The organism is Kitasatospora sp. SolWspMP-SS2h, from assembly GCF_003259315.1.
GTDB classification, from domain to species: Bacteria; Actinomycetota; Actinomycetes; order Streptomycetales; family Streptomycetaceae; genus Kitasatospora; species Kitasatospora fiedleri.
This window is the reverse complement of sequence record NZ_QLLT01000004.1, coordinates 148,864-160,045: the sequence shown is the minus strand read 5'-3', so window position 1 is coordinate 160,045 and position 11,182 is coordinate 148,864. Positions and strand designations below refer to the sequence as shown.

The following is an 11,182-nucleotide window of genomic DNA, read 5'->3' as shown; positions in this document are numbered from 1 at the left end:
CGTGTTTCGCCGCAAGCAGTGGGGCCCGGTGCAGGGCCTCAGGACCCGCGCTGCCCGGACCAGGTCAGCTGCCCGCGCACCGCGTACCGTGTGCGCAGCTCCTCGGCCACGCGCTGGGACGCGGGCGGACGGCCGGGTCTCGCGGCGGCGGGCCGGTCGTCGTCGGGCGAAGGTACCGGGACGGGCACCGGTTCGCTGGGGGCACCGCCCGAAGCGGGGACCTCCTCACCGGGCTCGATGCCGGCCTCCGGCTGCTCCCGCAGTTGCTTGTCGAGCGCCTCCAGGCGGTCCAGCATCTGGGCGTCAGGCTGCGGGAACCTCGCGGACGCCCCGCCGGTCGACCTGGTCTGCTGGATCAGCGCGTGGCGGGCACGGGCCGGACTGGTGCCCAGTTCCCGCAGCAGGTCGGTACAGCGCCGGGTCACCTGGCCCAGGGCGGGGCGATCGTCCGGGTCGAAGGCGAGCATCGAGCTCACCAGTGGGGCCAGCCCCGTGGGCAGCCCCGACAGATCGGGCTGGGCGTCCGGGTTCACCACCTGCACCGCGATGGCCTCCCATCGTGTGCCGTCGTAAGGCGCGTGGCCCGTGGCGGCGTGCAGAAGGACCGTGCCCAGCCCGTACACGTCCGCCGCCGCCGTCACCTCGGTCTCGCCGCGGGCCTGCTCGGGCGGCATGCAGCGGACGGTGCCGAGCACCGTACCGGGCTGACTCATCGAACCCTTCGACGCCTCCAGGAAGGCACCGAGACCGAAGTCGATGATCACCGGCCCGAAGTCGCCCAGGATGACGTTGGATGCCTTGAGGTCCCGGTGCAGCAGACCAGCCCCGTGCACTGCGGTCAGCCCCTCGGCGAGCAGCGCGCCCACACTCGCCACCAGCGACGCCGGCAGCGGTCCCTGGTCCTGCACCACCTCGGTCAGCGGCCGTCCGGGGACGTAGTCCATGGCCAGCCACGGCTGCTCGGCGAGCGGGTCCGCATCCAGGAACCGGGCCACCCGGCCCGTGCCGGAGATGGTGCGCGCGATCTCCGCCTCCCGCTCGAAGCGGGCGCGGGAGTGCGGATCGATCTTGTCGGGCCGGATGACCTTGACCGCGACCGGATCGCCGGCGACGGAATAAGCCAGGTACACCGCCCCCATGCCCCCGGTGCCGATACACCGTTCGACGACGTACGGGCCGATCTGCTGCGGCAGGGCGACGCCTGTCACCAGCTTCCCCCCGAGTTCCACGGTGCCGACGCGAACGCGATTGACGAGAGCGCCTCGCCGCCCGCCTCAGGAAGCCGCACTGAGCGGTGTGGACACTGACGAATCACCCGCACAGCGTACCGATCAACGCCAGCCTGCGCAGAAAGTGACGCCTTTCTGTGACCGGAGGATGAGTCAGAGTGACGAATGGCAGGCAGCGGGCCACTTCGAGGTTCGTCTCAGCATCTGATCGCAGGGCAGCGAGGTGCACGGATGAGGTGCAAGTCTCCGGCGTGTCGGCCCCTGTCGCTGTCCAGGGAAAAGCAGCAGGTCAGAGCGCGTCCTTCGACCCCGGGTGTCCACTGTCGAAACGATGACGGTGAGCATCGTTTCGGGAGCGGCGCGAGGGGCGGAGCCGAGGGCTCGCGGGCCCTGGTCCGGAGCGTTCTGGCAGGCTCCTTTCATGGCGATGATTCCCCCTGCTGATGCCGCGGATTTCACCTTCGCGCTGGGCGACGCACTCGATGTCCCGGTCCGTGTGCGTTCCGACGGAGATCTGGCGAAATGGGACCGCCGGCGGGCGCCCAAGGCCGTGCAGCCATGGCCGACCGGTGACGGGCTGCCGGTGGACGGCGAGTACCTGGCGACGACCACCTGGCGCCAGCTCGTCACGGCAGCGGCCGGTGCGGGTCGCGACCTGGCGCCCTGGTTGCGCAAGACGCCGGCCTTCGCGGTCAACGAACTCATCGCCCGCATTGCCCCGCTACAGGCGTACCTGTCCCTGAAGGACGTCCCGGCGCCTGCGACCGCGGCGGGGCGTCGTCTGTTCGTGAACGCGGTCTACCGCCACGGCACGGAGCGCAGCGCCCACGCCGCCTTCGGCTACCACCTCGGCATGACGATGGCCCAGTGGCTGACCGTCGGCATGGCCGGGCTGCCGGCCACCGTCCACCTGGAGGCATGCGGGATCCCGGCGTTGACGGACCCGGCGAAGAAGCTCCCGGACCTCTACGGCAACCACGTGGCCGAGGCGCTGCCGTGGCTGATCGAGGCCAAGGCGCGCAAGTCGCTAGGTGGTCCCGACATGCAGGGCGGGCAGGAGCAGTTGAACCGGGCGAGCGCGGAGCTCGCCGTACCGCACCGGCAGGTGCTCTGCGGAACGGTCATGCCGGCACCGCGCTGGTGGGAAAAAGACCATCTGGTGGTGATGGTGCACACCGCTCTGGTCGACCCGTCCCCCGGCGGCGGCGTCCGCTCCCTGCCGGAGCCCCCGGGCAGCCCGGGAGCGCCCCCGCTGGACGAGTCCCCCGACGAGTTGCTGAGCGTCGCACGGGACCAACTGCTCGTCTTTCGGGCGCTGGCGTTCGGCGCGGTGCAGGATCTGCGGATCGCGCCACTGGCGGAGATGGGGGCGGAGCCGACCGGGCGGTCTGGGCGGGTGGGCAGGACGAGGCCGCTTGAGTGGGACGCCAATACCCGTGAGCTGCGCAGTCTGCTGCTGCACCAAGGGAGGCACTACGAGTCGATCCGGCAGGAATGGGGCCGGAACCTTCGGGAGTTCGTGGTGGGGCGCATTCCGGGCATCGGCGTCCACCTGGGTCTGTCGCGCGGCCTGTACGCAGCCTGCGCCCTCCTGCACCTGGCGCAGGCGGAAGTCCCCGCAGAGGAGCCCCTGTTCCTCGCGGACCCGTTCCGCTCACGGCGCGAGGAGAACGAGGTGCGTGAAGAGATGAGCCGCGAGGCGCGGCGCACTTTCTACGAGCGTGAGGACGAACGGCTGGTGGTGACCAAGCGGGAGATGGCCCATGCGTATGCGACCCAGGAGGTTCCGGCCGGGCTCCTGCGCGATCCTCGCCTCGCGGTGGAGCGGCCCGAAGCCAATGGGCTGCTCGAAGCAAGGACGGCCGAGACGTACGTGGCCGTCGAGTCCGCCGATCCGATTCTGTCGGAACGTCGTTGACCCCAGCCGTCGCGGAGTCAGCGGGCCAGCGTCATCCGGTGCGTGATCAGTGGGAACCGGGTCGGCTCTGTGGTGCCCCCAATGAGCTGTTCCTCCCGTTCCGGTATGTGGCTGACGCCGGATTCAGCGGGCTCCCTGCTTGGGTCGGGAGGTCGTGAACCGGACGGGAGCGGTCCAGGCGCGGTCACCCTTGCGGGCGGGGCAGGCCTTGTCGTAGCAGCGCCAGTACCAGCCAGTTTTGCCCCGTCTGAGGTCGAGTCGGTCTCCCCGGCAGCCGCCGCACCGCGGTGGGTGGGCGAAGTCCTCGGCGTGCTCGTGGTCGAGGATCTTGCGGGCGAAGTGGGCACCTCGCACGGTCAGCATGATCTCGCGGGAGTGGCTCTGGGAGAGGGTGTTGAGGCTGCCGAGCAGGACGGTCTGCTCGTCGATGACGACGATCTTCTGGTGCATGACGTTGACAGGGATCACCGAGGGGGTGATGGCCTTGAGTTCGTCGAGGTACTCGGTGAAGCGCTGCTGGTTCTGGTCGCTCTGGTCGCGGACGAACACGGTGATCCGTACCCCGCGGCGCACAGCGTCCTCCAGGGCGGGGAGCAGGCTGCGTACGCGCTTCGCTACCCACGGGGTCCAGATCCACAAGGAGTGCCTGGCCTCGGCGAGGCGGTCGGCGAAGGTCTTGTGGAAGGAGACTTCGTCCTGGACGTCGGCGATCTCCACGTGGCGGCTGAGGATGTCCGCGAGGCGGGTGCCGACGGGGCCGAGTCTGGGGGTCTGGGCGACGAGCGGGGTGATGAGGTCGGCGGCCCGGATGGTGCGGACGGCGCCGGCGGTGATGAGTTCGCGGACGGCGCCGAGGGCGGTGTCGCCGCGGGCGGCTGTGATGCGGCTGCGGCTGCCGATGAGGTAGAGGCGGTTCTGGACGCGGGTGGCGGCGACGTTGAACAGCCTCACGCCGTTGTTGACCCACTCTCCGGCGTCCGGTCGGCGTGCGGCTTGGGCCATCCACATGCCGCGGCCGTGCTGCTCCTCGACGAGGTCGAAGATGACGATGGGGAACTCGCGGCCTTGGAAGCGATGGGCGGTGCCGACTTCGGCGAGCAGGCCGGAGTCGCCTTCGATGTCGCGCAGGGCCGCGAGTGTTGCTTCTGCCTGGGCTCCGTAGGGGGTGACGATGCCGGTGGTGTCCCCGTCGGCGCGGTGGAGTTCGACGAGGGTGCGGGCGAGGAGGAGTCCGGCCGGCCACCAGCCGCTGGCTTGTCCGAGGCGGTGGACCTGGGCGAGGCTGCCGAGTCCGTCGGTGTCGACGATGACGATCTCCGCGTCGTCGCCGGTCCTGGTGCGGGCGCGGGCTTGGACGGTTGGGCCGCCGGTGAGCAGGCCGTCGTAGGCGAGGGTGTTGGCCAGGCGCATGACGTCCGGGCCGAAGCGGTGTTGGACGTCGAGGCTGAGGCATCCCGGGTGGGCGCGGGCGGCGGCGGGGGTGGTGATGCGGCAGTGGTCGAAGACCTCGGTCAGCAGCCAGCGGCGGATGTCGGGGCGCTGGTTGCCCTTGAGTACCTCGGGCAGGACCGGGCCTAGCTGCATGAAGTCGCCGAGGAGGACGGCGGTGCTCTTGGCCTTCGCGACGGCGAGGAGGACTTCGGGCAGGGTGGCGGCGCCGACCTCGTCGACGAGGACGACGTCGTAGGGGCCTTCGAAGACGGTCGGGTTGGTGCGGAATCTGGCGAGGGTGGTGGCGACGAGGCGGGCTTCGCGGATGATGTGGCCCTGTGCGTCGCGGGCGAGGCGTTCGTACTGGTCGTGGAGTTCGCGGTGCTGCCGGAGCAGTCCGGGTTGCCGGGCGGTGTCGGCGGCGACCAGGGGCCGCAGGGTCTCGGCTTCGCGGTGGGTGGCGGGGTGGCCGCGGCGGTCGGCCTTCTTGACGTCGTCGGCGGCGGCCAGGGTGAGGCGCAGTTGCTCGTCGAGGTGGACGATGCGGGCGGCTGCGTCTTCTTCCTGTGCGCGGATGTGCCGGAGGGCGGCGTCGGCCTGGTGCAGTTCGTTGTCGATGGCGGCGAGGTCGTCGCGGGTGAGCGGGGTCTGCCGGCTGATCCGGGTGATGGCGGTGTGGGTCTGGAGGCGGTGGCGGTCGGCGAGGGCTCGGGCTTGTCTGGCCTGTTCGAGGGTGTCCTGCCGGCGCGCGAGGGCGGCGTCCCGGTGCTTCTCGGCCGCGGCGATGGCCTGCCGGGCTTTGAGTCTGGCGAGGCCCTTCTTCGATTCGAGTGTGTCCAGGGCCTGTTGGGCTTCGGCCAGGTTCTGGCGGGCGAGGAGGTCGCGGGCTTCGGCGCTGGTCGAGGCTTCCTCGACCTCGGCCGTTTCGGTCTCCAGTGCGTCGATCTGCGCCCAGGCCGTGCGGTGGTCGGTGGCGTCGGCGCTGCGCCGGGCGGCCTGTTCGGCGCGGTCTTCGGCTTGGGCGAGGAGGGGTTGCAGTTCCCGGTGGCGGTCGGATTGGTCGGCGAGTTGCGCGGTGAGGTGTGCGGCTGCGAGTGCCGGGTCGTCCAGGCGCTCGCGCTGCCGGGTGTAGTGGTCGGCGTCGAAACCGACCATGCGTGCGGTGAGGGCGGCGAGTTGCCGGGCGCGCTGCTGCAGGGCGCCGAGTTCGGCGGCCACGCTCTCGCGCTGCCCGTCGATGGCGGCGAGCTTGGCGCGGACCATGAGGGGCAGGCACACCTGGGGGTCGTCGGCGATCTGCTTGAGGTGGGGCGGGCCGACGCGGACGAGTTGCCCGGGAGAGTGCCGTTGTTCCTTGACGACGCCGAGCAGGGCGTTGTCGACGGCGATGTTGGTCGCCGACACCAGGAGCACGCGCTTTCCGGCGGCGATGAGGTCGCTGATGGCGCGTTTGAGGACGGAGGTCTTGCCCGTGCCGGGCGGCCCCCACACGAGCCACAGTCCCGTGCCGAGGCAGGCCCGGTAGGCGCGGTCCTGGGCGGGTAGGAGGACTCCTTGCGGCAGTCCGTGCGGGGAGAGGCGGCCGCCGGGTTCTCCGCGGGCGAGGAGGCCGGCGAGTCCGTCGTCGGTGAGGCCGGCGATGCCGTCGCGGAGGGCTTTGGTCAGGAACGTCGCCGGTTGCTGGTAGAGCCACAGGCACGGGTCGGCGGGTTCGGCGAAGTCGGGGACGCGCACGCGCAGGGCGGTGCCGTCGTGCGTGACGTCCAGGACGGGGTGGCCGTCCTCGACGGTGTTCTCGTCCGGTTCCGCGAGGCGCAGGCTGTCGCTCTGCAACTGGTCGGCGTTGATGTTCAGGCCGCGGATGTCGACCGCGTACTGCCCCGGCCCGGCGACGACGGCCCGGCCGAGGATGCGCCACTGGGCCTTGCGTCCGGCTCCGCCCTCCAGGGCGAGCCAGGAGTCGAGCGCCGTCACCGTTTCCTCGCGCCAGCCCACAGTCCCCCCAGAAGGCGTCCCTCAACGGCCTCTGTCCTACCATCGGGGACCGTTCGTCGGAGGAGTAACGCCAAGATCCGGTCCCGTGACGCTGGGTGGACGGCCGTATGGGGTGCGGAACCGGCCAGTTCCGGCCGGGGCAGCCGGCCACCGCCCTACGCCGGCACTGGTGCCGGAAGGGCACGACTCGCACTGCCACAGGTCCACACTGGGCTGTGCGTCCACCGGAACTCCAGAAGGAGGACGCCATGCACAGCACCGGAACGATCTACAAACGGTGCGGATGCCGCGATCCCCTCACCGGCCGGCAACGCGGCAGCGCCTGCCCCGGACTGAAGCGGCGCGGCCACGGCTCCTGGTACCTGGCCCTCCCCCAGCCGGCCACCGCCGCCCACCGAGCAACCCGGCTCCGCCGCGGCGGCCACCCCACACGTGCGGCCGCCGCCCACGCTCTCGCACAGCTCCGCGACCCCGAACTCGTCAGCTCAGGCGCCCTGATGCCCTGCACCCAGTGGCTCGGCCACTGGTACGCCACCGTCGAACCACACCTACGCGCTTCCACCGCCCGCGGCTACCGCAAGCACCTCCAGCAGTACCTGGTCCCACTGCTCGGACGCGAGCTGCTGTGCGAACTGACCCACGACCGCGTCCAGCAGGCGTTCGACACAATCGTCCGCCAGCACCGGGACTCCGGGCGGCCCATCAGCGGCAACACTCTGCGCCGCATCCAGGCCACCTTGCGCGCCGCACTCAACGCGGCCATCCGCCGGGGCATGCTCAGCACCAACCCCGCCCGCTACCTCGACCTGCCCCGCACCCCGCACCCCGCACCCGCACCCCGTCGTGTGGACCGACGCCCAGGTCGCCGAGTGGCAGCGCACCGGGCAGCGGCCCGCCGCCATCGAGGTGTCGGTCGCCAGGGTCGGCGCGCACCGAGGAGTGCCAGATGGTGGTGGCGGGGGCGCGGTCGCCGATGGCCTTGACGGGCTGGTCGAGCTGGTTGGCGAGTTGGGCGATGGTGTGGTGGGGGTTGCGGCCGGGGTCGGGGGCGAAGTCGTTCCAACTGGCCACGACGTGCTGGTCGGTGTGCTCGTCGCGTTTGCCGGGGCCGAAGAGGTAGCGGATGAGGCCGTAGGTGCCTCCGGTGCCGGTGCGGATCTTGGGGATCACCGGTGGACCATCCAGGCGACCGCGTCGTCGACCGCGGCGATGGACGCTTCGACGCGCCGCAGGAGTTGGTGGAGGTCGGTGGTGACCTGGCCTCCGGCGTTGAGGAAGTGGGCGACCTGGTTCAAGTTGTTGCCGATGCCTCCGAGTTGGCGGTTGGACTCCATGAGTTCCTGGATGCCGCGCCGGTAGTCGGCGACGGCGGCGGTCGGGTCGCTGCTCGCGGCGGCGGCCAGGGTCGCGGCGGCGGCGTAACCGCCGGGGGCGTGGCCGGACTGCCGGGCGGCATACTGAAGGAGGGACCACTCGGGGTCGCTGAAGCGGGGGCAGACGCGGTTGGTGCGGGCGACGGGCTGGCGCAGTCGGCGGCGGGTGGCAGCGCGGACGGCTTCGGCGGTCGGCTCGCCCTGCTGCCCCTCCTTCTTCTTCGTCGGCACCCCTGGGCCGACTCCCCGTCCGGTGGCAGGCCCCCTTGGGTCTGCCACCGGACGGGGTGCTCCCGCCCCCGTGGGGGTGGGAGCGGGGTAAGGACTCCTTACCCCACAACTTGCTCCGCCAGGAGCCTGGTTGGGGTCACCGACCGGACGCGAGACGGTCGCCTCCGGGTCGGTTCCGGTCATCGGTGCGGCTCCGTGTCGCGCTGCTCGACGTCGCGGACGAGGTCCTCGATCCAGTCGAGGGCCAGGACCGGGTGGTGGAGGGTCCAGGGCCGGGAGTGCCGGCCCCGTTGGACGGTTCGGGTGCCGTCGGTGCCGGTTTCGACGCGGTGGAGGTGGCCGCGCTGGCACAGGACGGTCAGCCAGGCGTCCGCCTCGGTCCAGGTGGCGGGGGTGGTGCGCATGACGGTGCTCCACTTCGATGGTGCGGTGGCGGGTGGGTGACCGGCCGGGGTGACCTCCTCGGTCACCCCGGCCGGTCGGTGTCGGTCAGTCCCGATCGGCGTCGACGAGCTGGTTCTTGCGCTGCTGTTCGCGGAGCTGGGCCATCAGCTGGGTCAGGGTGTCGCTGGACAGCGGGATCCGCTGACCGCGGATCGCGGCGGCGACCACAGCGCGGGTCAGCTTGTTGTCCGCCTCCGCGACCGCCTGCCTGGCGATCTCCAGCAGCTCCTCGGTGCCCCGGTCAGCCGCCCGGTCAGTGACCGGCCGGGAGGGAACCGGGCTGACCGGCGAGCCGGTCACAGGGACGACCTCGGCCAATCGGTCAGTGACCGGCAGGGCACTGACCGGCTGACCGGCCAGGTCAGCGGCCTCGGTCACCGCCGTCGGCAGCACGCTGACCGGGCTGACCGGCGGACCGGTCACCCGAGCCGACCTCGGCCGGACGGCCAGTGACCGAGTAGGTGTTCTACTGACCGGATTCGAGAGCGCTGATGACCACCGGGATGGGACGGCGCAGCGGTTGTTCAGGCAGCGCGCTGGTGGCGTCTGCGGTCGACCGGCTCGAAGGAGACCCGGGTGGTCATCTCGGCGAGCCGGGAGGTGACGCGGTCACCCAGGCAGGTGCGGAGGTCCTTGATCGCCAGGTTGGTGGTGATCAAGGTGGGCAGGCAGTGGTTGTAGCGGCGGTTGATGAGTCGGTAGGTCTGCTCCTCGACGAACTCGCTGTTCTTCGCGGCGCCGAGGTCGTCGAGGATCAGCAGCGGCACCCGGCTGTAGGCGGCGAGCACGCGCTCGGCGTCGGTGTCGGAGCCGGGGCGGAGTTCGGCGTAGAGGTCGGCGGTGGTGGTGGCGCGCCAGCGCACGCCGAGGCCGGCGCGCACCAGGACCCGGACCGCTCCGTACGCCTGGTGGGTCTTGCCTGTGCCCGTCACCCCGGCCATCAGCAGGCTGGGACCGCAGGTGACCTGGCGGCGTGCCCCGGTGCTCGGGGCGGTGGCCTGGGCCGCGACCTGCCGGGCCCAGGCCAGCACCAGCGGGTGGTCGGCGATGGCGTCGCGGTAGCGGGGCGGCATCCCGGCGGAGAGCGCGGCTTCCGGCGAGAAGGGCTCCGGCTCGTCGGGGAGGGCGTCGACTCGGGCGCGGTCGATGCCCCGGGCGGCGAGGATCTCGGCCATCCGGTCGAGGACGGAGGGCCCGTCGGCGAGGGTCTGCGGGTCGCGGTGGGTGCGCATCACAGCTCCTCGGCGTAGGCGGCGGCAGCGTCGACCGGATTGGTCCACGCCTGGTGAACAGGCAGGTTAGGGCGGAATCCCGGCCGGACCAAACCGGCGCCCGGGGCGTTCATCGCGTCGTTGACCAGGCTCGGCAGCCGGGACGGGTGGCCCTGGATCTCGGCGAAGCGCCGCAGTCCGGCGCGGACGTGCTCAGCGTCGATGCCCTCGGCCAGCAGCACCTTGACGGTCTTGCCGAGGTGGCCGAGCACGCCGTTCGGCGGACGCCGCTCGCAGGCGGCGACGTACTCGCCGACGAGCTGGCCCGCCGAGACGGCCTCCGGCTCGGGCGCTTGCCGCCCCGTAGGGAAAGAAGATCCAGGATCCAAGATCCTAGATCCAGGCGTCGAGGGCTCCCGGACGCTTCGCCGAACCTTCGGGGAGGCTTCGGCGAATGACCTCTGACCTGCGCTTCTTCCAGCGGCAGGGACGGCCACGCGCTTCTCGTCGAGCGCCGGGGCGGTGGCCGTGCCGCCGCCGGTGCCGCCCTGCGGGGACAGCTTCGCGACCGGTTCGGAGAGGGGGTCGAGGTGGGAGGGAGTGTTCGCCGAGGGCTCGTGGAACACTCGGGGAGCCATCGGGTCCGCCTCGGGCGCAGGGGTCGGCGCATCGGCGAGGGTGACGCGCTGGATGCACGGGCCCTTGCAGACGCCGCACCGCTCCGGCTCGCAGTGCGGGCACGCGGGCAGCCGGGACAGCGAAGGCTTGTCGATCTTCTGGTGGTTGCGCCAGGTCGGGAAGTGGAAGTACTTCCGGCCGTCGCAGCCGGTGTAGCGGCACACAGCCCCGGCGGCGGCGAGCTGCCGGAGGTGCTCCTCGACGTCGGTGCGGGTGATCTCCTCGCGCATCGGCCACACCAGGCCGTAGACGACCGCGGCGTTGTCGCGATGCCGGCCGTGGTCGTCGGCGTGGTTGGTCATGCCGAGGAAGGTGACCATCGCGGGGATGGAGACCTCGGCGAGCGTCTCGCTCACCCAGGTCTCGGGCTTGACCGATCGGATGCGCGCCATGTCAGCGACCCCGAGCGGCGGTGCCCGCACCAGGCACCTTGCCGACTGGCTGCGCACCAGGGCGAAGGCGCCGGCTGCGACAGGGCGATGCCGGGTTTTCCGTTTCCGTCATGGGTACGCGCAAGCCATGCTCCGTACTTCGTAGGAGCGCGCGCGGCGGTCTCTCGGGCATGGAAGTCCGCCGAGCGCGCGGTGGGGAATCGGCCACTTCGGAGGGCCGGTGCGGCGTCCAGGAGTTGGTGCTTCTGGACGCCGGTATCGTCTTCGGTCGGCGTGGGCA

General features: G+C 71.5%; 9 protein-coding genes. 1 reads left to right on the top strand and 8 read right to left on the bottom strand.

Annotated elements, in window-relative coordinates; all coding sequences use genetic code 11:
- Window positions 1–38: 38 nt before the first annotated feature.
- Window positions 39–1,208: a serine/threonine-protein kinase gene (locus tag K353_RS06700; protein ID WP_233533417.1), complete on the bottom strand. Its 1,170-nt coding sequence runs from the start codon at window positions 1,206–1,208 to the stop codon at window positions 39–41.
- Window positions 1,209–1,650: 442 nt separating this feature from the next.
- Between K353_RS06700 and K353_RS35315 the strand changes: the two genes are divergently transcribed.
- The gene (locus K353_RS35315) at window positions 1,651–3,147 is read left to right on the top strand and encodes a hypothetical protein (RefSeq protein WP_233533416.1); all 1,497 of its coding nucleotides are present in this window, start codon (window positions 1,651–1,653) and stop codon (window positions 3,145–3,147) included.
- A gap of 123 nt (window positions 3,148–3,270) precedes the next feature.
- On the opposite strand, the gene K353_RS06685 is transcribed toward K353_RS35315, so the two are convergent.
- From K353_RS06685 to K353_RS06655, 7 genes are all read right to left on the bottom strand, one after another.
- Entirely contained in the window at window positions 3,271–6,552 is a 3,282-nt protein-coding gene (locus K353_RS06685; protein ID WP_111552643.1) for an AAA domain-containing protein, read from the bottom strand.
- 798 nt (window positions 6,553–7,350) lie between these two features.
- Window positions 7,351–7,743 carry a hypothetical protein gene (locus K353_RS35310; RefSeq protein ID WP_111552642.1) on the bottom strand — a complete coding sequence of 131 codons (393 nt, stop codon included), beginning with the start codon at window positions 7,741–7,743 and terminating at the stop codon, window positions 7,351–7,353.
- Window positions 7,740–8,177, bottom strand: a complete 438-nt coding sequence (locus tag K353_RS06675; protein ID WP_233533415.1) for a MobC family plasmid mobilization relaxosome protein — start codon at window positions 8,175–8,177, stop codon at window positions 7,740–7,742. The genes K353_RS35310 and K353_RS06675 overlap by 4 nt, the downstream gene beginning before the upstream one ends.
- Window positions 8,178–8,356: 179 nt before the next feature.
- Complete coding sequence (locus K353_RS06670) at window positions 8,357–8,581, bottom strand: hypothetical protein (protein WP_111552640.1); 225 nt, start codon at window positions 8,579–8,581, stop codon at window positions 8,357–8,359.
- A gap of 85 nt (window positions 8,582–8,666) precedes the next feature.
- Window positions 8,667–9,044, bottom strand: coding sequence for a hypothetical protein (locus tag K353_RS06665; protein WP_111552639.1), 378 nt, complete (start codon window positions 9,042–9,044; stop codon window positions 8,667–8,669).
- Between the two features lie 101 nt (window positions 9,045–9,145).
- On the bottom strand, window positions 9,146–9,853 hold the full coding sequence (locus K353_RS06660) for an ATP-binding protein (RefSeq protein ID WP_111552638.1): 708 nt from the start codon (window positions 9,851–9,853) through the stop codon (window positions 9,146–9,148).
- A complete protein-coding gene (locus K353_RS06655; RefSeq protein ID WP_111552786.1) occupies window positions 9,853–10,902 on the bottom strand; it encodes a hypothetical protein in 1,050 nt (349 codons plus the stop codon). The genes K353_RS06660 and K353_RS06655 overlap by 1 nt, the downstream gene beginning before the upstream one ends.
- Window positions 10,903–11,182 lie beyond the last annotated feature (280 nt).

Coding starts and splice junctions, on each gene's coding strand:
- K353_RS35315 (WP_233533416.1), top strand. CDS start 1,651: ATGGCGATGATTCCCCCTGCTGATGCCGCGGATTTCACCTTCGCGCTG.
- K353_RS06670 (WP_111552640.1), bottom strand. CDS start 8,581: ATGCGCACCACCCCCGCCACCTGGACCGAGGCGGACGCCTGGCTGACC.
- K353_RS06660 (WP_111552638.1), bottom strand. CDS start 9,853: ATGCGCACCCACCGCGACCCGCAGACCCTCGCCGACGGGCCCTCCGTC.
- K353_RS06655 (WP_111552786.1), bottom strand. CDS start 10,902: ATGGCGCGCATCCGATCGGTCAAGCCCGAGACCTGGGTGAGCGAGACG.